This window comes from Verrucomicrobiaceae bacterium, from assembly GCA_016713035.1.
Taxonomy (GTDB): domain Bacteria; phylum Verrucomicrobiota; class Verrucomicrobiia; order Verrucomicrobiales; family Verrucomicrobiaceae; genus Prosthecobacter.
Genome location: JADJPW010000002.1, coordinates 261,339 through 283,189 on the forward strand (window position 1 = coordinate 261,339; position 21,851 = coordinate 283,189).

Sequence of the window (21,851 nt, forward strand, 5' to 3'; positions counted from 1 at the left end):
GATTTCAGCGGCCGAAAAGAATGTCATCAATAGAACGAGGACCTGTGGTCTTTGGCGCGACTTGGGCCGGACGCGGCCTTGAGGTTGTTGGTCTTACACTCGGTTTCATGATCACCCGGGACACTCATCTGGCTTTGCCCGCTCAATCCCAAGCTCTCCAGAGTGGCGGAGTCTAGCTTGCCAGTGAGTGGTAGATTTTGAGCTTGCTGATAAGCCAAGATCGCCCGCTGGGTGCCGGGGCCGGACTCGCCATCGGGGGTGCTGGTGTAGAGGCCGGCGGTTTTGAGCTTCTGCTGGGCTTGTTTGAGGATCTGGCTGCGGGAGTAGCGATTGTAGGCGGCGTAGGGGCCGGAGAGGTAGAGGGCATCCAGATCAAAGTAGCCACTGGCGGGCAGCGTTGGTATGGCGGGCTGTGGTGCTGTGGAGGGAGGGCTGGAAACGACGCTGGGCGGCTGAGGCATCGGCTGCGCAGCAGGTGCGGGGGGCGTGTCCGCTGCGGCGATGGGGGCTGCGGTTTCAGGCGTGAAGATGAAGTTGCGGAAGGGTTGGGTGCTGCCGTTGTAAAAAATGCGGGGCGCTTGGCGGCCACTGGTCTTTTGAATCACCGTGTCCTCCACGCGGCCAAACATCTCGAAGGAATGCACGCCGGGCTTTGGCATCTCTGCCAGAAGCGCACTGGTAAAGGGGCTGTGGTCATCTGCCTGCTCGACGCGATCCAAGGCTGGCTTGCCTGGGCTGGCGGAATAGACCACGAGGGTGGCCTCGCTCAACGTATCCTGTGCCAGGGCACCCAAACCACCACCACCTCCTGCGCTGCGGGTGGCCAGCCAAGAGCGGCCTTCCAGTGGATTGTCCCGGCAGCAGTCGAGAATGACCATGCGGGCGGGGACATTGATGCGCTTCAACTCGTCCAAGACATTGTCCAGGCTCACGGCCTGAGTCTTGAGCCTGAATCTCACGCTCCAGCTTGGCGTCCACAGGCACGAGGTAATTGGCCCCATCACTCTCGATGCCGTGCCCGGCATAATAAACCAGCACGGCTCTGGCATCAGCGGCCTTGGTTTTGAGACTCTCCAGCGCGGTGAGCATCTGCTCCACTCCGGCATTCGGCAAGGAAATGACGTCAAACTGGAGTTGCTTCAGTTTGGCGGCGACCGCCGTGGCATCATTGACGGCGGTATTTAGCTTCCGTGCGTGCTGGTAAGCATCATTCCCGATGACGAGGGCGATGCGCTCGGCGGCGTGGGTGGTCAAGGTGAGACAGAGAAGCAGGAGTGTGGCTTTCATGGCTAAGGGAAATGAGGCTATCTAGAAGATGAATCGTTGGCGAGATCTATTTGATTGCGTCTGGGCTGAGTTTTTTCTTCCATTCAGCGTACGCCTCCGGGCTGAGGGCATCCTCCGGCAGGCGCATCAGGAGCATGAGGGCGTCGGTTTTGTTTCCTGCGGCGGCTAGCGCCTGCATTTGAGCGAGGAGATCGGCGCTCAAAGGTGCGGCCCCAGGAAGAACCTGGAAGAGATGGGTATGGGGAGCTTTCTCACCCGTGGCGCTCAGGCTCTAGCGTCAACCTAGCACCCACTGGCAAAGGCGTCTCCACCAACCATGGAGACTGGATATCACTGGCACTGGCGAGCACCTTCCCGGTGCTATCGGTGATCTGGACGGAGTAGGTTTTTCCGGGCGTGCCTTTCCACATCAGCGTGGGCTGGAGCAAGCGGGTCTCTGGCCCCGGGGCGATCCACTGCACGGCCTGCTCAGGGAAGGAGACGGGGCCGGATTTGAAGCCTGGATCAGGTGCCAAGCCCTGCTCCTGGAGGAAGAAAAAGCCCAGCACCACGGCCGCTGCGAGCGGCATGGCGATGAGGCTGAAGCTCCGCCAGCGGGTGGCTGTACGTTGTCCCGTACGTTGTTCACGCTTTAGCGTGCTCTGGGAATCCGGCGGACACGCTAAAGCGTGAACAACGTGCTCGGAGCGGGCTTCATCCAGCCGCCGGAGAACCTGCGCAGGCATTTCGGAGCCTGCGAAGGCGAGACGAGTGGTGAGAGATTGCAGTTCAGCGGCCTCGGTCCGCAGCTCTGGACGTGACTCAATGAGGTTCTGCCACGCAAGCTGATCTTCGGGCGTCAACTCACCTAGCGCAGCCAGCGTGAGCAGTTCGCGTTCTCGATCTGACATGTTCAGTGGGGCATTCATGATTCCAGTTCCTCCCGCAGCAAGTGACGTAGTTTTTCCAGAGCACGGGCAAAGCGGCTGACGACGGTGCCATGACTCATGCCGCGCAGGGCGGCGATCTCCCGCGTGGTGTGGCCCAGGATAAAGCGGGCGTGAAACAGCTCTGGATCTGGCGGCTGGAGGTGGCGCTGCACCATCTCCATAAGGTCTGGGCCTGCCCCACTGGCGCTAGCGGCCGGGATGTCCGGCAGCTCATCCATGAGCACCTCTGGCCGCCGTGCGGAACGGCGGATGAAATCAATGGCCCGGTTTCTGGCAATGCTGCGTGTCATCCCCAGTAGATCGTCAAAGCTGGAAATTTGATTGAAGGAATCTGTCTGGGGGCGCAAAACACCGGGAACGACCTCTCGCGCTAACACATCCGCCGCGATGTTTTCCGCATCCGCCTTCACCGGCCCCAGCACCGCATAAACAGCCGCCAAAGCCGCCTGCCACAGCAGCGGATAAGCCGCTTGCCACGCACGGGAATCATTGGCGCGGAGGCTGGCAAGTGAAGGTGAGCCAGAGTCAATCATGTCAGGACGAACACACCACAAAACTACAATGCAGCCACAACTTTAATTTTCATGATTTTGTCCTCTGCAGCTATCTTGAATCTCAATGCTTCACCGAGCACCCCGGCCCGACGGTCTGGAAGAAGTCGTTCCCCTTGTCATCGATCAAGATGAACGCGGGGAAGTCCTCCACTTCGATCTTCCAGATGGCTTCCATGCCGAGTTCGGGGAACTCGACGACTTCGACTTTTTTGATGTTCTCTTTGGCGAGGATGGCTGCAGGGCCGCCGATGCTGCCGAGGTAGAAGCCGCCGTGCTTTTTGCAGGCGTCGGTGACTTGCTGGCCGCGATTTCCTTTAGCGATCATGATCATGCTGCCGCCGTGGCTTTGGAAGAGATCGACGTAGCTGTCCATGCGGCCCGCGGTGGTAGGTCCAAAACTGCCGCTGGGCATGCCGGCGGGGGTTTTGGCGGGGCCGGCGTAATAGACGGGGTGATTTTTGAAGTAATCGGGCAGCGGCTTGCCGGCATCGAGCATCTCTTTGAGCTTCGCGTGCGCGATGTCGCGGGCGACGATGATGGGGCCGTTGATGAGGAGGCGCGTGGTGGTGGGATACTTGCTGAGCTCGGCGCGGATCTCGGCCATGGGGCGGTTCGTGTCGATGCGCACGGCGTTGGTGTCTTTGCGGTGGCGCAGCTCCTCGGGGATGTATTGCAGCGGGTTCGTTTCGAGCTTCTCGATGAAGACGCCGTCACGTGTGATCTTGCCCTTCGCCTGGCGGTCGGCGGAGCAGGAAACGCCGATGCCGATGGGCAATGAGGCGCCGTGACGCGGCAGGCGGATGACGCGCACATCGAGCGCGAAGTATTTGCCGCCAAACTGGGCGCCGATGCCGCACTCGCGGGCGGCCTGGAGCATCTGGGCTTCGAGTTCGACATCGCGGAAGGCGCGGCCGTGTTCGTTGCCGGTGGTGGGCAGGCCGTCGTAATACTTCGTGGAGGCGAGTTTGACGTGTTTCATCGTCGATTCGGCCGAGGTGCCGCCGATGACGAAGGTCAGGTGATACGGCGGGCACGCGGCGGTGCCGAGCGAGGTCATTTTATCGCTGAGGAACTTCACGATGCTCTTCGGATTGAGCACGGCGCGGGTCTCTTGGTAGAGGAAGGCTTTGTTCGCCGAGCCGCCGCCTTTGGCGATGAAGAGGAATTTATAGGCGTCGCCATCGGTGGCATACAAATCGAGCTGCGCGGGCAGGTTGGTGCCGGTGTTCTTTTCGTCGAACATGTTCAGCGCGGCGTTTTGCGAGTAGCGCAGGTTGTTCTCCGTGTAGGCGAGATAGACGCCCTTCGAGAGCGCGGCCTCGTCACCGCCGCCGGTCCAGACCTGCTGGCCTTTTTTGCCCATGATGATGGCGGTGCCGGTGTCCTGACAAAACGGCAGCAGGCCTGCGGAGGCCACGTCGGCGTTCTTGAGCATCGTGAGGGCGACCATGCGGTCGTTCTCGCTCGCTTCGGGGTCATCGAGGATGGCGGCGACCTGCTTGAGGTGCTTCGGGCGCAGGAAGAAATTGATGTCGTGGAAGGCCTGGTTCGCCAGCAGCGTGAGCGCCTCGGGATCGACGGCGAGCAGCTCTTTGTCGCCGATCTTTTCGACGCGGACGTGTTCCTTCGTCAGCAGGCGGTATTCGGTGTCATCGGTGCCGAGTTCGAGGAGGGGCTGGTAGTGGAAAGCGGGGGTTGGCATGGCTTCCGTGAGCTAGCAGCGGTTTCGCGGGGCTGCAACGCCTCGGAGGCGGTTTGGAGCCCCGATTTTGCCTCACTTCGCCATGCGGTAGGGTGTCTCCAAAATCAGCGTACAGAGTGCCTGGCGGTAGGTGGGGTCTGTGGCGTCTCCAGCGGGGTAATTCGGTCTGCCACTCTTGAAGCGACCATCGGACTCCTGAGCGGCAGTGACCTGGGGGGAGACTTTTTTCGCGTAGGAGAGCCATTCTGCGCCGCCAGCTTGATGCAGGGCATTGGTGTAGCCATACCAGCAATAGAGATTGCAGCTTTGATCCCATTCTGGCGGCTCGGCAGTGAGGTAGTTGTGAATGAAGCGGATGCCTTTTTGCGCCTGTGCGGCGCTACTGTCATCGAGCAGCATCAGACCGGCGGTAGCACCACCGGAGAGGGACCACTGATTGTAGTGAAACTCGCGGCTGCTAGCACCAAAGCCGCCATCCTTCGTCTGCATGTCCTGGATATAGGAGGAGGCTTTTTTCATCGCGGATTCGAGCCCCTGGATCTTCAATCCACAATCCTGCGCGGTGTGCAGTGCGAGGAAATGCCAGTTGGCGAGTGAGAGGTCTTTTCCTTTTTGTGGATTGTAGGCGATGTCTCTGCCGCCGTAGCTCCATGATCCCTCTGGAGTCTGCTGGGAGATGATGAGGGCGATGGCTTTTTCATACGCCTCGCGCAATCCAGGCAGCGACTTACTACCGAGTCTCGCGAGGGTGTATTGGCCGAGGGCATCCGTGGCGATGGCGTGCTCATAGGTGCCAGCACCGCTTTTGCCGCCCTCCCAGGTCTCTGCGAGCATGCCGTGCGGGTTCTTTTTCGCCGTTTCGATCAGGAACATGAGGCCGCGCATGATGCTATCACCATAGGCCTCTGAATCGGGCGTTTCGCCGTGACCGAGGAAGCACTGGAGGGCGAATCCAGTCATGGCACACTTGTTCCCACGTCCCCAGGAGCCGTCTGCATTTTGCTTGGCCTTGAAGCCATCGAGCGAGCGAATGACGGCGGCCTCTGCATCGGCTGTGAGGCCGCTTTCGAGCAGCTTCGCGAGGCGTGCATCTGCGCTAAAGCGGGAGGCGTAGCGCGGTGGCAGCTTTTTCACATCCACCGCAGGCGTGCTAGCGGCAGGTGCGCCTCCTGCGGACTGCATTTGCTCCCAGTGCTGCCGTGCGTATTCTTTATCAGGCGGACTGAGGCTTTCGATGGGGATTTCTGCGATGGAGCCGTTTTTGAGGCGGATCTGCACGCTGCGCTTCACGGCGTTCACACCGGTCATCTCCGCCTCGATGATCTGACCGGTGATATTCGTCCACATGCGCATTTCCGCACTCGCGGACACGAATGCGATCAAACCTGCCGAGAGGAGAAAAACCCGCTTCATCGCTGCGGAGTGAGTGGGGTGTTATTTTTTCGCTGTTTTGGCCTGTTCCTGACTTTCGGGAGAAAGACGGCTCAGGGGGACGAGGAAGGAGCCACTGCCAGCGATGGTCAGCACGACGCCGTCGCCCTCCAGGCGCTCAAAACTAGCCTCGATGACTTTGCCATCATTGCTGGTCCATTTCATCGGGGCACCAGCGGCAGCAGGTGCGGCAGCGGTAGGCGCTGGGGCTGCACCACCGGCGGTCAGGGGTGCACCTTCGGTGATCCAGGTCTCCAGCAGCTTCAGCTCGGCGGGTGTGAGGCGGTTTTTGCCTTTGGGGGGCATGACATCCTCATCATCATCGGGCAGGGTGCAGGCATAGTAGAGCGTGCTCTTGGGGACACTGTTCGGGACGATGTGTTTACCTGGCCCGACGTTTTCCGTCATCTTTGCATCATCGAGAGCGAGGTCGCCTTTGACTTTTTTGGTCTCGCTATGGCACTCGAAGCATTTGGAGCGGAAAATGGGTGCGATTTGTGATTTGTAATCGACGGCGGCGGCACTGAGTGCGCTGGCGGCAAAGGTGGCGGTGGCGAGGAGGAGGGTGCGGTGGTTCATGGGCTGTTGTCTGGGTGTGTGATGAAAGGGTGTCGGGTGGGAGATATTGCCTATTCGAGATCGCTGAGCTTACGCAAGTTGGCTTTGATGGCAGTGGCTAGGCTATCGAGCTCATTGATGCCGATGACGGCGCGGCGCTTGGCAAAGACATTGATGAGGCCGCTGTCCTCTGGACGGGCAGAGTTCCAATCTGCACCGCGTAGAGCATCTGGGTGCTCTTTTCGCAGACGGAAGTAGGCATCATTGAGTGCTTTGCGCTGGTTGCGGATGACATCACGCATCAGTTGGACCTCTTTGGTCTTCGTGGAGGTGGTGCTTTTAACGGATGCGGTGCCTCTTTTGGCATCCTCCGCGAGGCGCTGCTCCAGCAGCTTGGTGCGGGCGAGCATGGCTTTGCGCTTCGACTCCGCACTCTCCGAGGGATCATAGCAGGACTGCCAGCGCAGCTCGTCATTGCTCTTGGCGAGCTGTACTTTCATCACGCCTTCATCATGACGCAGCGCGAGCTCATCATCCTGAATCGCGGTGATGATGACATGCTTCAGCACGCGGCCTTCATCGAGGCGCAGCTCTGGGTACTCACGTCCGAGCATGGCCTTGCGCCGCTCTTGGCGGAACTGGTCCCAGCGGGCATTCACATCGTCGATTTCCTTTTGTTTCTGCTCCACCTGCTCCTGGGCGGCCTTCAGCCGTGCCTGAAGCTCCGGTAGCTGCCCCAGCGTCTGCTGGGCGGCGAGGTACTGCGTGGAGATGAGCCTGAGCTGCTCTGCACGCTGATCGAGCTGGGTCTGGAGGGCCTTTTTCTCTGCGAGGACGCGGTCGTAGTCCTCACGCTTCACGCAGCCGACGCTCAAAAAGACTAACCCGATAAAGCAGGCTGCTTTTTGGAGTGATTGCGCGGGGTGCATGGCTTTTCGGAAGGGGATTATTGGAAAAATCTTATCCTCCGGTAAGGCGGCTGTCACGCACAGCCTTTGGCCGGCAAACGGAAAAATGCCAGGCAGAAGCGCGTTCTGACTGGTGCATGTCCTTCCGCTCCCTCCTCCCTGCCCTGCTGCTCCTCGTCACCTCCGCATCTGCCGAAACGCGTTGGTACAAGGGCAACACGCACACCCACACGCTCTGGAGTGACGGTGATGACTTCCCAGAAATGATCATCGACTGGTACAAGTCGAAGGGCTACGACTTCATCGCGCTCTCCGATCACAATGTGCTCCAGGCCAAGGAGCTGTGGATGGATGTGAAAGCCGTGGAAAAGCGCCGAAAGATGCTGGGAAAGGCCACCATGGACAAGTACCGGTCTCGTTTTGGCAACGACTGGGTCATCACCCGCGAGAAGGACGGCTCCACCGAGGTCCGCCTGCGCCAGATGAGCGAATACGCCCCGAAATTCGATGAGCCGGGCAAGTTCCTCATCGTCAAGGCGGAGGAAATCAGCGCCTCCTTCCAAAAAGCGCCCATTCACATGAATGCGGTGAACATCCAGCAGGAAATCCAGCCGGTGAAAGACCACGTCAGCATCCAGGAGACCATGCGGGCGAATCTGCGCCTCGTCGCCGAGCAGGCGGCGAAGCTCGGCCCCCCCATCTTCACCCACATCAATCACCCGAACTTCCGCTGGGCACTGACCGCCGATGATCTCGCTGCCGTGACTGAGGAGAACTTCTTTGAGATCTACAATGGCCACCCACTCATCTATTATGAAGGAGATGCCCAGCGGGATGGCCATGAGCGCATCTGGGACATCGCCAACACGCTGCGTATCTCCAAATACAAAGCCGCCCCGCTCTTCGGAGTCGGCACGGATGACAGCCACGACTACCACGGCGAGGAGAGCAGCCCCGGACGCGGCTGGGTCATGGTCCGCTCTGCCAGCCTGGAGCCTGATGCCCTGGTCAATGCCATGAAAGCCGGTGACTTCTACGCCAGCAGCGGCGTCTCGCTCGATGACGTCCGCTTCACCAGCGGCACCCTGCATCTTCAGATCAAAGCCGAGCCCGGCATCACCTACACCACCCGCATCGTGGGCACCCGGCGCGGCTTTGATGCCACGACGAAGGAGGAATCCATGCCAGCGGGTGATCCGCATCCCACACGCCTTCGGTACAGCACGGACATCGGGACTACACTCGCCACGCTCACCGGCACCAGCATCGAGTGGCGACCCACGGGTGATGAACTCTACTTCCGCGCTGTCATTACTAGCTCGAAGGCGCATCCGAATCCCACCTTCCCCAATCAGAAGGAAATGGCCTGGACACAGCCCATGGGCTGGCGCTAAACGGGCAAAAGAGACATCTGAGCGAAAACTTTTTCTACCTCGGAGGGCGAAAACTGTGCCGTCATGGCACAAAAAAGGCTAACTGAGTGGAAACGGGCGTTTTCAGTCCAGGGACTCGACTCGCCATAATGAGGCAAATTTCACGGAATTGACCATTCCGGGCATCTCTACAGCATCCGCGCCCCTTCTTCGGGCTGGCTGCCAGCCTGGGGAGGCGTGATAAACTACCCCAACCTCATCTTGATCACCAATACACTCGTCTGCGTCGTCGCCCTCTGTGCCCAGTCCATCACTGGCCAGTTGCAAAAGTCCGTCGCCACTGCCGCACCCGCGAAAAAGGCCCCTGTGGCCCAAGTCGCCGCTGCGAAGCCTGGCCAGGTCATCTCTGGTGTGCGCACCACGGCCTACACGCATTCCGAGGCAGATCATCTCCAATACGGTGCCCAGAGTGCCGTAGGCACCCGGCTCAATAGTGGGAAAATCCGCAGCGCCGCCGCCGACTGGTCCATTTACCCGCTAGGCACGGTCTTCCAGATCAAGGGGGACTCCTCCGTCTATGTGGTCGATGATTATGGCAGTGCCTTGGTCGGCACCCGCACGATCGACATCTATCAGCCCTCCACCCGGCTCATGAACCGCTGGGGTACCCGCCGCGTGGACATTCACATCCTGCGCTGGGGCTCGATGAGCAAGAGTCTGGCGGTGCTAAAGCCCCGTGCTGGCAAGGCCTCCCATGTCCGCGAGATGATCTACCGCATCCAGACGCAGCAGAGGGCGAGTAGCTGAGCCCATAGGGAGTGGGGGGGGGAATTTGACTGGTGTTCGCAGTTCTCGGTTTGAAACTGGTTTTAGGCTTAGCCTAGGCCCGCCACGCTCCATCCGTCCCGGTATTTCCGGGTGAGCTGGGCATTGAGCTCCGGTTTGTTGCTCACTTGACCTTTGGCGGCATCCCACTCGATCCAGCTGCCTGGATTCCTCTCCGCTAGCACGCCCAGGAGCACGGCCTCGGTCACGGGGCAGCCGTAGGTCGGCAGATCGGTGGCGGCTTTCTCGCCTTTCATGCAGGCATCGACCCAGTCGGTGTAGTGATTGGCGAGGCGTGTCTTTGGATAGGTGAAGCCGGTGAATTTCTCCTCCGGCACCAGCCAGGGGCGCTGGCTGTGCGGTTTGAAGATGCTGCCGGTCTCACCGATGAAGAATATGCCGCTGGTGACCTCTTTCGTCAGTGCAGCGGGCTTGATGACGACCTTGGGATCATACGGATAGCCGCCATCGGTCCAGGTCATCTTGATCGTATCACCCGCTGTGAGTGCCGTGCCGGGGAATTCCAGCTCCAGGTGGCGCTTCATCGCATAGAGATCACCGGTGCTGCCCTCATCGAGGCAGCGCACACGCGTAGGAGCCGCCAGCCCCAGGCAGGCGAAGACCACATCGAAGTAGTGGCAGCCCATATCGCCCATCATCCCCACGCCAAAATCGACCCACGAACGCCACATGGACGGATGGTAGGCTCCTTCGAGAAAGGGCACTTCCTGGGCGATGCCTAGCCATAGATCCCAGTCGATGTTTGCAGGCACCGCATCGGCCTGGGGCTTCCGCTGCGTCACTTTGGGCCACCAATTGGCCTTTTTGTTCTCCCAGCAGATGATTTCCTTCACTTTGCCGATCGCGCCATTTTTGATCAAATCGACGGCGAGGGAGGTCTCCACGCTGGAATGGCCCTGCGTGCCCATTTGCGTCGTCACACCGGCTTTGGCTGCCTCTGCGCCGAGAATGCGTGCCTCATGGATGTGATGGGTGAGCGGTTTTTGGAGATAAATGTGCTTCTTTGCTCGCAGAGCACTCACGGCGATGGGTGCATGCATGTGATCCGGTGTGCCGATGGTGATCGCATCGACCGAGTCGCCCATTTTCGCGATCATCTCGCGGTAATCACGATACGTCGCCGCATCCCCTAGCCGCTCCTTTGCGGCGGGGTCCTGGAGTTCTTTTCGCCGGGAGGACATGCCCTTGGTGGCCAGCTCCAGCGTCTTCGCATCCACATCACACATGCCCACGATGCGCACTTTCGGATGCTGGAGCACGCTCATCATCGTATTCCCGCCCATGCCGCCGACACCGATGGACGCCACCTGAAACATTCCGTTCGGCGACCGCGCACTCAGGATGGCAGGGGCGGAGATATAGGCGGCAGTTTGCTTGAAAAAGGAGCGGCGTTTCATGGAGAGAGGTGAAACGTCACCACTCTGGTTCATCTCGCATTCAGAGCTTCGGCTGAGTATTCGCCGCCACCTCCGCTTTGCGGATCTTCAGCAGAATCGGGAAACTCGTCTGGAGGCCAGCGCTGTCGTGCTCGTTCCGCGCACTGCTCAGGGCAGCGTGGCAGAGAGCTTCACGCTCGGTCATCCACTTCGCAGCGCGGAAAAAGATGGGGCGCTCATTCTCCTTTGGGCGGATTTGCACTCCATTGAGGCCGATGTCATCGACGATCACGCCGTGTGGCAATCCATGCACATCGAGATTGATCAGGCCTTCATCGCCTTGGCGCACGGCTCTGATCCAGGCCTTCACTGTTTGACCAGGCACCAGCGTGATCTCCAGCGGCTTGGTTTCGTCCTTCAGCTCACGCATCACGGCTTTTCCGCCCACATCTGGCTCCATCACGATGATGAATTTCGGCTTCGCACCGAGGGTGACTTTGCCCAAGCCGCCAGGGATCGTGTGCGCCACCTCCTGGCTGCCGATGCGGGCATGCGCGGTCACTTTCACCTTACTCCAATCTGCGCCAACAGGTGCATCTGCCGCCGCGTGCAGTGATCCGCTGATCAAATCATGCCCCGCTTCGATTTTTAACGGCGAAGAGGCAAAATACCCCGCAGGCAGGCCTGTGATGTCGATCACGATGTCGTCATCGAAGCCGTCCTGACGATCCGCACGGATGGAGAAGCCCACGCTGGCTCCAGGCATCACTTTGGCATCTGCACCGGCTAGCTTGACGGAGAAATCCGGGCGCGGATGGCGAATCGTCAGTGCATACACGGCACGCTCACCGCCTTGACCACGCGTATCGGTCACTCGCACGGCGTAGCGCCCATCCGCCGGTGCCGTGAAGCTCAGCCGCGAGTCCCTGCCGAGCTTCCGATCACCGCTGTCATCATTCGCGTAATGCAGGGTGAAGACGGGTAGCCCATTCGCCACGATCTGGCTGCCCAGCGCACGCGGCTCCACGATGTAGCATGGCTCATCCAATGAGTGTGAGGTGGCGCTGGTGTCAAAGTAGGCGCGGCGCATGCCTGCCTGTGCGTAGAAAAAGCAGCCGCCATCCGGCCCACGCGGCATGCGCACGATGCGCATCACATCGCCCGCGAACCACACATACTCATTGAGCTCCATCTCCTCCCAGTTTTGCAGGCGGATGTCTGGATTGTTCGCATCGACGCTGCGGAAGTTATTGTAGCTGTCACGCATGGCCTGCATGCGCATGCGCGGCACCGGCTGGCCCTGCGCATCGAGCAGCTCGATCTTCGTATCCGCAGGTGATCCAGCCTGGCCGGCCAGCGTCTCGATGATCCACTGCTGCCCTTTCTTGGCATCAAAGGCGAAGGTGTCCACCTCACCCACTCGGGACAAAGCCGCATGGATCGTCGCCGGTAGCGTCACCGACTGTGCAGCCACAGCATCCGCCTCACGCACCTGGGGCAGTGCATTGACGCGTAGCACGGGCTGCGAGCGGAAACGCAGCGTCTTGGCATCCAGCGGCACATTGGCCATGCCTTCTTTATCCGGCTTCATCATCACCGTGGCCTTTTCTCCGAGATGATGGCCGATGAGTGTAATCTTCGTCTCCTGGCCGGCCTGCGCAGTGAGCGGGGACCAACCCGTGACATAGGGCAGCGCACCGATATTCAGCCGGTAAACATGCTCGGCGCTGCCATCCATCGTGGTATTGCTCACCACAGCGGTGTACTCGCCATCTGCAGGTGCTTTCCAGGCCAGAAATGGGTCACTGCCACTGTCTAGGCCGCGATTCACCGCCAGCACGGTGCCGCTGGCATCCATGATCTCCAGCGTCGGTGACTTCGCCTTGCTCTCCACCTGCGCCACCGCCAGATCCAGCACCAGCTCCTCACCCGCCCGCGCCTGAAAGCGCCAGGCATCATGCTGCCCCGTCGCCGTGAGTGTGCCCCACAAGCTCGCGGGCAGGGATTCGGCCTTTCCCGGCTGCGTGGTGATCGGCAGGTCATCGGCAAAGACCTTCACCTTTGCAGACTCGCCTGCTTCATTCTTCAGCCACACTTCATGCTTCCCACGGGGCAACTCTGCACCCGCCATGACTCGTACACGGGCCGTGGTCGGCTTGATCGACTTCGGCACGATCTGCGCCTTCAGCGCCGGGTGTGAGCTCATCACCTGCAAGCCCACTGCATCGAGATTTTTGCCCGTGATCGTCCATAGGCTCTCTGCGCCACTTTGCAGCCCAGGCGGCGTCACACGCGTGATCTCGGCCTTCACCGCCTTTTTAGCTGCGGCGGGGGCTTTCGGGACGGCCTGCGCTGCGGCACCGGATGCGAGCGAACAGATCAGTAGGGTGAAAACGAGGCATTTCATGCGCCGGAGAATACGCCAGCCAGCCAGTGATTTACATGGATGATGCCGCTACCGTCATTGAATAAAGCGCATGGCGCTATTTCGCGATTTGTGGCCGATCCCGCTCTTGACGCCATTCTTCCCTCGAACAAAAATTGCGCCGCTTCGTCCATACGAATCCTAACCCATGAAAAAGCCCCTCGCCCTCACCGCTGCCGCCCTCGCGCTCGTCGCGTCTCTCGCCACCACCACCAGCCAGGCCCAAGACGCCGGTAAAGTGGACTTCGAAAAGCAAATCCTCCCTGTCCTCAAGGAGAGCTGCTTCAAGTGCCACCAGAAACAGCATGAAGAAGAAGGTAAGGTGAAGAAGCCCAAAGGCGGCCTCCGCCTCGATGGCGCCGCTGTCATCATGAAGGGTGGCAAAGAGTACCCGAACGAAAACGTCGTCGCCGGCAAGCCCGATGCGAGCTGGCTGGTCAAATCCATGCTCCTCCCCGAGTCCGATGACCTCGCCATGCCACCAGAAGGCAAAGGCGACCGCGTCAGCGCCGCGAACATCGACCTGATCAAGAAATGGATCACCGAAGGAGCCAACTTCGGAGCCTGGAAAGGCGTGGAATAATCCTCCCACTTCTCCAAATCGAATTCCCACGAGGCGGTGCATGCGTGCCGCCTCTTTTGTCCAAGTGAACCTGGAGCCAATCAAACAGATGACAGGATTATGCAGGATTTCCCTGGGCAACTCGGTCGGGCCGCGACGATCTCAAAGCTTTATCCTTTCGATTGTTAAGGTGCCAACAAGTTACAGGCCGTTAATCCTGCATAATCCTGAAAATCTTGTTAATCCTGTCCTCATTTTCGCTCTGTACGATTGACATCATTATGATGCGTATGCGCAGATGGCGGCAGCCGAATCGGCATTCGACATTCCACCGTGGGCATTTTAGTCTCGGTCACATGCCGCAGACACGCCTCGCCCTCCGTGATTTCTCCATCCCGCTCGCCCTACTGAGCGTCATGGCCTTTTTCGCCATTATGGCGCCCGAGTTCCTCAGCGCACGGAATCTGAGCAATCTCATGGTGGAGCTCTCCATCACCGCCACGCTGGCCATGGGCATGCTGCTGATCATTTTGCCCGGTCACATCGATCTCTCTGCCGGGAGCGGCGTGGGTCTGCTCGGTGGCATCGCCAGCGTGCTCGTCTTTCATCACGGATGGCCAGCACCACTCGCCCTAGCCGCTGGCCTGGCCTGTGGCGTGCTGATCTGGCTGGGCATGGGCAGCTTCATCGTGCGGGAGAATATGCCCAGCTTCATCGTCACGCTCGGAGCCCTGCTCATCTTCAAAGGAGCCTTCTGGCAGGTCATCCAGAACGCCACCGTGCCCGTAGCCCGTGGTGGAGAGACCAATGCCTACTCCCTGCTCACCACGTATTATTTGCCCGCACACCTCGGCTGGGTGCTCGCGGCGGTGCTGGTGCTGGCCTTGATCATCAGCAGCGGCATCGCACGGCGGCAGCAGCAGGCGCATGGATTTGATGTGGAGAGCGGTGAGGCACGCTTCATGCGCATCTTCATCGCGGCGCAGGCGCTGGCCCTCTTCGTCATCGTCACGGGGCAGTTTCGCGGCATTCCGCTGCCATCATTGATCCTCGGCGCGGTGACATTCGCCGTGTATGTGCTCACGCAGCATACCGCATTCGGGCGGCATCTCTATGCCATCGGTGGGAATGCCGAAGCGGCCTTCGTTTCCGGCGTGCCGGTGAAAAAGGCCATCGTAGCCGCCTTCGCGTGCATGGGCGGCATCGTCGCCATCACGGGCTTCATGCAGACCGCCTACGCAGGCTCCTCCACCACCACCGTGGGCGAGCTCATGGAGCTGGATGCCGTCGCAGCCTGTGTGATCGGTGGTGTAAGCCTACGCGGTGGGCGTGGTGGTGTGCTAGGGGTGCTCCTGGGTGCCATGATCATGACCGCGCTGCTCAATGGCATGACGCTCATGTCCTTCCAGCCCGAGCGCAAATTCATCGCCCGTGGTGCCGTGCTCATCCTCGCCGTCTGGATGGATATGCGGCTGAATAAGGCCAAAGCGTGACGCTCAGCACGCAGCGCCCGCCTCACTCACGCATCTGCCGCACCAACCGCAGGCAGTACAGCAGCGGCAACGAGCCGAAAACACCGAAGCTGCAATCAATCACCTGCCAGTAGAGCGGGATGCCGCGGATCGCCCCACAGATCAGCGCCAGTGGGAACACCGCTGCGCAGCAAAAAAGCCCCACCTTCAGCACCCAGGCATTCCCCACCGGATCACGCCACGGCCCGATGAAGAAAAACGCGATCATGATGTGCCCGAAAGCCAGCCAATCCGTGCCATAAGCCATAAACGGGAACCGCGCATACGTCTCCTCCAGCCCATGCCACACATAGCCGATCCACCACACCAGCCCAGTATGCTGCGCATACGCCGCATGATCCGTGATCCCCAACCATGAACCCAACACCCGCAACTCCGTGAGCAACGGAAACGCCGTAATCCCACTGAGCAGCAACCCAACGATAAAAAAGCCCTTTTTTCCCTTGTTCAGCCTGGAGCCAAGCAATGACATTTTCAAGGTCTTTGACGATCTCTTTGTTTTCATCAGAGATAAGATGCCGAAGGGCCTACTAGACAGACTCTTGAGGTAGGCGTTCACTACCTGGGCCGCGAGCATATGAGCGGTGATATGTGGATTTATTTCGATACCCTTTCCAAATGTGCGCGGTAGCCACTTAGCATAGCGTTTTTTGCCGATGGCACGGTGTATCACCTTCAGTCCGTGCTTCTTTTAATCGGTCTGGGGAGGTTTTGGGTGGTATAGGAATATTTTCTGGGTTCGGCTGCTAGATTATTGGATGCCACTCTGTTTAAGCGCCGTCCTTGGCGACGGGACAAGCCGCAGGCTGTGGAGCGTCGCGTAATTACCACACTGGCAGCCCTATGATTTACCGACTACTCACCGGCACTCTCTGCATGGCCATTACAGGCGTTTCTTTGCGTGGCGCTACACTCGTTTGGAATGGTGGCGGGGCGGATGATAACTGGTCCACGGTGGGAAACTGGACGGGCGTGGCTTTCACGGCGGGAGACATCCTGCAATTCGGCGGGAGCACGCGGCTGGGGGCGGTGAATAACCTGGCGGTGGATACGCTGGTGGGGGGAATCGACTTCACGAACAATCTGAACCCGAACGTGTCTGCTTTTTCGTTGAGCGGAAATCGGATCACTTTGGGTGGAAACATCACCACAGCCTCTACGAGCACGAGTTTTAATGCCATCACGACGGACGCGATCGGTCTCGACATGGTCTTGAATGCCACGCGAACGATTACCGTGGCTGCAAATGGCACGGCTCTTCATAACCTGACGCTCAACGGCGTGATCAGTGATGGCGGCGGCGGCTTTGGCCTGACGACGGCAGGCGGAGCGAGGCTGACACTGGCGGCTGCGAATACCTACTCCGGCACGACGACGCTGGGTGGCACGGCGGTGGTGGTGCTGACCCATGCGAATGCACTCCCTGGCGGCACGGCCACGACAGGTGGGACGAGTGGGCTGACTTTTGCTGGTGGGCTGCTGGGACTGGCCGCGGGGGATTTTACGCGAGGACTCGGCACAGGGGCCAATCAGGTGCAGTGGACGGGTGTGGGTGGTTTTGCGGCCTTTGATGCGAACCGCGTGGTGAATCTCGGCGGTAGTGGTGCCACGGTGACGTGGAATGCGGGCGGCTTTGTGCCCACGGGCAGTGCTTTGATCTTTGGTTACGGAAATGGCTCCGATACGCAGGATGCTACGCACACGGTCGATTTCCAAAATCCGGTGGATCTGAATGGCGGCACGCGAACGGTCACGGTGAACGATGGGAATGGAACGGTGAATGCGCTGATCGATGCGGTGATGAGCGGCGGCCTCGTGAACAGCACGGGCACGGGTGCGCTGACGAAGAATGGCGCTGGCACGCTAAGCCTCACCGCGGCGAGCACTTACACCGGGCAGACCTATGCGAATGGTGGTGTGCTGCTGCTCAACCACGCGAATGCGCTGCCGGGCGGTGTCGGCACGACGGGCGGCACGAGCAATCTGCGGATCGGTGGGAATGGTCTGGTCGGGCTGGGCACGGGAGACTTCACGCGGGAGCTGGGCACCGGGGTGACGCAGGTGCAGTGGACGGGTGGTGGAGGTTTCGCAGCCTACAATGCGGATCGCGTGGTGAATCTCGGCGGAGCGGGAGCTACGGTGACATGGGCGATGGGTAGCTTTGTGCCGAACGGTTCGGCTTTATATCTCGGGGCGAATTCTGCGACGCATACAGTGGATTTCCAGAACCCCATCGACCTCGGTTCGGCGGTGCGCACGCTGGAGATCACCAATGCCACCGCCGTTGCCGTGGATGCTATCATCAGTGGCACACTCAGCGGCGCGGGAGGCATCACGAAGAATGGCGATGGCACACTGTCGCTGAGGGCGACGAATAGCAGCTACACTGGGCAGACGAATCTCGCGGTGAATGTCACGATGGTGCCCAAGATGGCGGATTACGGCCAGAACAGCTCCCTGGGCCAGGGTACGGCGGGCGTGCCGATCCAGATGGGCTCGCAGTTTCGCTCGGGCACGCTGGAATACATCGGTAGTGGAGATAGCTCGGACCGCACCTTTCAGCTCGGCACCAGCACGGCGACTCACGGCAATGGCGGAGGCATCACGAACAATGGCACGGGTGCTTTGGTGCTGGATGCGCCCACTTTCAATGTGGCCGTGGCAGGTGTCACGGTACCTCGCACGCTGACGCTGAGCGGTAGCAATACAGACCTCAACACCATCTCTGGCGTGATCCAAAACACGAACGGTGCCTCAGGCACGCTGGCGGTGACAAAGACGGGCACTGGCACCTGGGTGCTGGCCGGTGCGAATACCTATAGCGGTGCCACCACGCTCACGACGGGCACGTTGCACCTGAATAATGCGGGCAGCGGCGGCACCAGCTCGGCCATCGGCACCAGCGCCCTCTCTATCGGCACGGGGACGACCATCGATAACAGCAGCGGCTCGCCCCTCACGCTCAGCACGGCGAATGCGGTGACGTGGGGCGGTAGTTTCACCTTTGGTGGCACGAATGATCTGAGCTTTGCCAATGGCACCAGCATCGCCACTGGCAGCCGCACGATCACGCTGAATGGCACCGGCAAGACGCTCACCTTTGGCACCCTCTCCATCACCAGTGCGACCACGCAGACCGTGAATGATGGCGGCAGCGGAAATAAGCTAGTGCTCGGCGGTTTGGTGCTGGCGGAGAGCAACCAAGCCCGTGCACAAACCTTTGCTGGCAATGCCGCTATCGAGATCACCGGACCAGTCACCGATGGTGCGGGCACTGGCGCGGATAGCCTGAGCTACACCGGCAGCTCCACGCTCACCCTCGGCGGCAGCAGCAATACCTACACGGGCACTACCACGATGAACAATGCGGCGGGCACGCTCACATTGGCAGGCTCCAGCACCACGAGTGCGGTCACCCTCACGGCAGGCCGGCTGAATGTGAACCATGCCTCCGCCATCGGCGCTGGCACGCTGACGCTCACTGCGGGCACCATCGACAATACCAGCGCTGCGGACATCACCGTCGCCACAGCCAATAATGTCGTGATCGGTGGCAATCTGGCCTTTGGCGGCACACACAGCCTCAGTTTTGCCAATGGCACGGCCAGCATCGGCGGTAGCCGCATTCTCACGCTGAATGGCACCAGCAAGACGCTCACGTTTGGCCCGGTTAGCTTCACCAGCTCGAACACCCTCACCGTCAACGACGCGGGCAGTGGCAACAAGCTCGTGCTCGGCGGCATGGTGCTCGGAGAAAACAACCAGGGCCGCACGCAGACCATCACGGGCACTGCGGCGGTGGACATCACCGGCTCCATCACAGACGGCCCAGGCACCGGAGCGGATGGCCTCAGCTACACCGGCACCAGCATCCTCACGCTTTCCGGCGCAGGCACTTACACCGGAGCCACTACGATGAATGGTGTGGGTGGCACGCTGCGCACCACCTCGACAGGCAGCCTCGGCACCGGCTCGCTCGCCATCATCAATGGCACCGTCGAGCTCAACAACACAGCGCAGACCGTGAGCACGCTCACCTTTGGCTCTACCACCAATACCGCCCAGAGCACCCCGGCCACGCTCACCCTCGCCTCCGGCGCCACGCTCACTCAAACCGGCAGTCTCGTCTCCAATGACAACGTCAACAGCCAGCCCTCCTTCATCAATGGCGGCACCATCGACATCAATGGCCCCCGCACCTGGACCGTGGACGACTCCGCGTCGGTGGATGCCGATCTCACCGTGTCCTCCGTCATTCAAAACACCGGCGCTGTCGGCACCTTGACCAAAAATGGCCTCGGACGCCTCGTGCTCACCGGAAACAACACCTTTGCCGACGTCTTTGCTGTGGCGGATGGTGTCGTGCGCATCCAGCACGCAAATGCGCTCGGCTCCATCGTGGGCGGCACCACGGTGAATAGCGGGGATGCGCTGGAAATCACTAGCGGCATCACCGTCACGGGTGAGGCGCTGCTTCTCAATGGCTCTGGTGTCAGCACCACGGGTGGGCTGCGCAGCCTCAGCGGCACCAATGCCTGGACCGGCACCATCGACCTCGGTAGTGATGCACGCATCCAGGCCGATGCAGGATCACAGCTCACCGTTTCCGCCATCACCGCAGGTGGCACGGGACGCGATGTCACTTTCGGCGGCGATGGCGATCACATCGCCAGTGGCCGCATCGGCTCCGGCGGCACCACTCCCGTCGATCAGGTGCTCAAAGATGGCGCAGGCACTTTGACGCTCAATAACACGGCCAACGACTTCACCGGCACGCTCACCGTCAACAACGGCACGCTCAAGCTCGGAGCCTCCGAAGTCATCCCGAACGCCGAAGTCGTCACCATCAACAAAGGCACCCTCCAGCTCAACGGACAGGCGGAAACCATCACCTCTCTGACTCTCGGTGCTGCCACCACCACCGTCGCGGGCAATACCGCAAGCGTCTTCGACACACCCACCGGCGGCATCCTCCGTCTCAGCGGCAATTCCACGTACAATGCGGGCTCCGTCGGCTTTGAAAACGGACAGGCCACCATCTCCGCCAATCTGGATGTCAACAACGCCAGCCGCACCTTCACCGTGAATGACAATGCCACCCTCACCGAGGAACTCGTCATCAGTGGCACCATCAGCAATAGCGGTGCCACCGCCGCAGGCTTCACCAAGGCAGGCACTGGCACGCTCGTGCTCTCTGCTGCCAATACCTACAACGGCACCACCACCATCAACGCTGGCACGCTCAAGCTCGGCACGGACAATGCTCTACCGGACACACCCCTCACGCTCGATCAGCGCCTCGGCGGTGTCTCCTCGCTCGACCTCGCTGGCCATAGCGATGCCATCACCACGCTCACGCTCAGCGGGAACTCCACCACCGTCGTGAACTCCGCCAGCCAGATCATCGACTCCACCGGCGGTGGCGTCTTGAAGCTCGGCGGTGCCGTGAACTACAACGCTGGCGCGGCCAGCTTTCACAATTCTATGAGCACCATCTTAGCCAATGTGGACCTGAATGGAGCCAATCGCACCTTCACCATCAATGACAGCACCAATGCCACGACCGATGTGCTCGTGTCCGGTGCCATCTCCAATAGTGGAGCCACTGCAGGCATCATCAAAGCTGGCGCAGGCACGCTCGCCCTCACCGGAGCCAACACCTACGACGGCGTCACCACTGTGAATGCAGGCGCACTCCAGGTCGGTAGCAGTGGCACCGGCCAGACTGGCACGGGAGCCGTCACCATCGCCAATACCGCTACTCTCTTTGGCACTGGAAACGTCCGCGGCAGCAGTTTCACCGCCGCCAGTGGCTCCACCATCCAGGTGGGCGATTCCACGGATGCGAGCAGCCACGGCACACTCACCTTCACGCCCGCCAGCGGCTCTGGCAGCATCCAGTTTCAGTCTGGGGGCAGCGTCATCCTCGGCATCAGCCCTGGCGGAACCTCCGACCGCATCGACATCGTCGGTACCGGCACCAACACCCTCACCTTCAATGCCAATCTCACTGTCGGCCCAGCCACCCTCGTGCCCACCACGGCGGAGGTTTTCAATCTGCTCGACTGGACCGGCCTCGCCAGTGCCCCCACTTTTGGCAGCCAATTCACCTTCATCAGTCAGCTCTTCGGCAATGGTGATGAGGCCGCTGGCCTCGACCTGCCAGATATTTCCGGCACTGGCTTTGCCTGGGACATCAGCGCCCTCACCACGACGGGCACCATCGCCATCGTCGTCGTGCCAGAGCCATCGCGTGCACTGCTGCTCATGACAGGCCTCTTCGCGGCGATCATGCGCCGCCGTCGCTGAGTCGTCCGCTCACGACCTATCGCGTTCTTGCAAAAATGCTGCTTGGCTGACGACTTCGA

At 60.4% G+C, this 21,851-nt stretch carries 17 protein-coding genes; 5 read left to right on the forward strand and 12 right to left on the reverse strand.

What is annotated here, in order from left to right; translation table 11 throughout:
• Positions 1-26: 26 nt before the first annotated feature.
• The 9 genes from IPK32_08080 to IPK32_08120 all read right to left on the reverse strand — a co-directional run bounded on the left by IPK32_08080 (position 27) and on the right by IPK32_08120 (position 7,390).
• Positions 27-752, reverse strand: a complete 726-nt coding sequence (locus IPK32_08080) for a peptidoglycan-binding protein (protein ID MBK8091929.1) — start codon at positions 750-752, stop codon at positions 27-29.
• Entirely contained in the window at positions 694-1,287 is a 594-nt protein-coding gene (locus IPK32_08085; protein MBK8091930.1) for a caspase family protein, read from the reverse strand. The genes IPK32_08080 and IPK32_08085 overlap by 59 nt, the downstream gene beginning before the upstream one ends.
• A gap of 46 nt (positions 1,288-1,333) precedes the next feature.
• The gene (locus IPK32_08090; protein ID MBK8091931.1) at positions 1,334-1,489 is read right to left on the reverse strand and encodes a hypothetical protein; all 156 of its coding nucleotides are present in this window, start codon (positions 1,487-1,489) and stop codon (positions 1,334-1,336) included.
• Between the two features lie 49 nt (positions 1,490-1,538).
• The gene (locus tag IPK32_08095; protein MBK8091932.1) at positions 1,539-2,195 is read right to left on the reverse strand and encodes a hypothetical protein; all 657 of its coding nucleotides are present in this window, start codon (positions 2,193-2,195) and stop codon (positions 1,539-1,541) included.
• Entirely contained in the window at positions 2,192-2,749 is a 558-nt protein-coding gene (locus IPK32_08100; GenBank protein MBK8091933.1) for an RNA polymerase sigma factor, read from the reverse strand. The genes IPK32_08095 and IPK32_08100 overlap by 4 nt, the downstream gene beginning before the upstream one ends.
• A gap of 82 nt (positions 2,750-2,831) precedes the next feature.
• A complete protein-coding gene (locus tag IPK32_08105; GenBank protein ID MBK8091934.1) occupies positions 2,832-4,472 on the reverse strand; it encodes a fumarate hydratase in 1,641 nt (546 codons plus the stop codon).
• 72 nt (positions 4,473-4,544) lie between these two features.
• Positions 4,545-5,843, reverse strand: a complete 1,299-nt coding sequence (locus IPK32_08110; GenBank protein ID MBK8091935.1) for a hypothetical protein — start codon at positions 5,841-5,843, stop codon at positions 4,545-4,547.
• A gap of 63 nt (positions 5,844-5,906) precedes the next feature.
• Positions 5,907-6,482, reverse strand: coding sequence for a hypothetical protein (locus tag IPK32_08115; GenBank protein MBK8091936.1), 576 nt, complete (start codon positions 6,480-6,482; stop codon positions 5,907-5,909).
• Between the two features lie 50 nt (positions 6,483-6,532).
• Positions 6,533-7,390, reverse strand: a complete 858-nt coding sequence (locus IPK32_08120) for a hypothetical protein (protein ID MBK8091937.1) — start codon at positions 7,388-7,390, stop codon at positions 6,533-6,535.
• A gap of 116 nt (positions 7,391-7,506) precedes the next feature.
• Here IPK32_08120 and IPK32_08125 point away from each other — a divergent pair, with 116 nt between their 5' ends.
• A complete protein-coding gene (locus IPK32_08125; protein ID MBK8091938.1) occupies positions 7,507-8,763 on the forward strand; it encodes a hypothetical protein in 1,257 nt (418 codons plus the stop codon).
• A 240-nt stretch (positions 8,764-9,003) separates the two neighbouring features.
• Positions 9,004-9,549 (forward strand): 3D domain-containing protein, encoded by a 546-nt coding sequence (locus IPK32_08130; GenBank protein ID MBK8091939.1) that lies wholly within the window; start codon positions 9,004-9,006, stop codon positions 9,547-9,549.
• 68 nt (positions 9,550-9,617) lie between these two features.
• Here IPK32_08130 and IPK32_08135 read toward each other — a convergent pair whose 3' ends face one another.
• Both IPK32_08135 and IPK32_08140 read right to left on the reverse strand, forming a co-directional pair.
• On the reverse strand, positions 9,618-10,985 hold the full coding sequence (locus IPK32_08135; GenBank protein MBK8091940.1) for a Gfo/Idh/MocA family oxidoreductase: 1,368 nt from the start codon (positions 10,983-10,985) through the stop codon (positions 9,618-9,620).
• Between the two features lie 40 nt (positions 10,986-11,025).
• Positions 11,026-13,371 carry a hypothetical protein gene (locus IPK32_08140; protein ID MBK8091941.1) on the reverse strand — a complete coding sequence of 782 codons (2,346 nt, stop codon included), beginning with the start codon at positions 13,369-13,371 and terminating at the stop codon, positions 11,026-11,028.
• Positions 13,372-13,537: 166 nt separating this feature from the next.
• Between IPK32_08140 and IPK32_08145 the strand changes: the two genes are divergently transcribed.
• The gene (locus IPK32_08145) at positions 13,538-13,972 is read left to right on the forward strand and encodes a hypothetical protein (protein ID MBK8091942.1); all 435 of its coding nucleotides are present in this window, start codon (positions 13,538-13,540) and stop codon (positions 13,970-13,972) included.
• A 335-nt stretch (positions 13,973-14,307) separates the two neighbouring features.
• Positions 14,308-15,444: an ATPase gene (locus tag IPK32_08150; protein MBK8091943.1), complete on the forward strand. Its 1,137-nt coding sequence runs from the start codon at positions 14,308-14,310 to the stop codon at positions 15,442-15,444.
• A gap of 22 nt (positions 15,445-15,466) precedes the next feature.
• Here IPK32_08150 and IPK32_08155 read toward each other — a convergent pair whose 3' ends face one another.
• Positions 15,467-15,955, reverse strand: a complete 489-nt coding sequence (locus IPK32_08155; GenBank protein ID MBK8091944.1) for a hypothetical protein — start codon at positions 15,953-15,955, stop codon at positions 15,467-15,469.
• Positions 15,956-16,326: 371 nt separating this feature from the next.
• Between IPK32_08155 and IPK32_08160 the strand changes: the two genes are divergently transcribed.
• Positions 16,327-21,792 (forward strand): autotransporter-associated beta strand repeat-containing protein, encoded by a 5,466-nt coding sequence (locus IPK32_08160; protein MBK8091945.1) that lies wholly within the window; start codon positions 16,327-16,329, stop codon positions 21,790-21,792.
• Positions 21,793-21,851: the final 59 nt, after the last annotated feature.

What these genes read in the sequence shown, in the direction of transcription:
- IPK32_08085 (MBK8091930.1), bottom strand. Translation starts at nt 1,287, where the DNA reads ATGAAAGCCACACTCCTGCTTCTCTGTCTCACCTTGACCACCCACGCC.
- IPK32_08095 (MBK8091932.1), bottom strand. Translation starts at nt 2,195, where the DNA reads ATGAATGCCCCACTGAACATGTCAGATCGAGAACGCGAACTGCTCACG.
- IPK32_08100 (MBK8091933.1), bottom strand. Translation starts at nt 2,749, where the DNA reads ATGATTGACTCTGGCTCACCTTCACTTGCCAGCCTCCGCGCCAATGAT.
- IPK32_08105 (MBK8091934.1), bottom strand. Translation starts at nt 4,472, where the DNA reads ATGCCAACCCCCGCTTTCCACTACCAGCCCCTCCTCGAACTCGGCACC.
- IPK32_08115 (MBK8091936.1), bottom strand. Translation starts at nt 6,482, where the DNA reads ATGAACCACCGCACCCTCCTCCTCGCCACCGCCACCTTTGCCGCCAGC.
- IPK32_08120 (MBK8091937.1), bottom strand. Translation starts at nt 7,390, where the DNA reads ATGCACCCCGCGCAATCACTCCAAAAAGCAGCCTGCTTTATCGGGTTA.
- IPK32_08125 (MBK8091938.1), top strand. Translation starts at nt 7,507, where the DNA reads ATGTCCTTCCGCTCCCTCCTCCCTGCCCTGCTGCTCCTCGTCACCTCC.
- IPK32_08135 (MBK8091940.1), bottom strand. Translation starts at nt 10,985, where the DNA reads ATGAAACGCCGCTCCTTTTTCAAGCAAACTGCCGCCTATATCTCCGCC.
- IPK32_08140 (MBK8091941.1), bottom strand. Translation starts at nt 13,371, where the DNA reads ATGAAATGCCTCGTTTTCACCCTACTGATCTGTTCGCTCGCATCCGGT.
- IPK32_08145 (MBK8091942.1), top strand. Translation starts at nt 13,538, where the DNA reads ATGAAAAAGCCCCTCGCCCTCACCGCTGCCGCCCTCGCGCTCGTCGCG.
- IPK32_08150 (MBK8091943.1), top strand. Translation starts at nt 14,308, where the DNA reads ATGCCGCAGACACGCCTCGCCCTCCGTGATTTCTCCATCCCGCTCGCC.
- IPK32_08155 (MBK8091944.1), bottom strand. Translation starts at nt 15,955, where the DNA reads ATGTCATTGCTTGGCTCCAGGCTGAACAAGGGAAAAAAGGGCTTTTTT.
- IPK32_08160 (MBK8091945.1), top strand. Translation starts at nt 16,327, where the DNA reads ATGATTTACCGACTACTCACCGGCACTCTCTGCATGGCCATTACAGGC.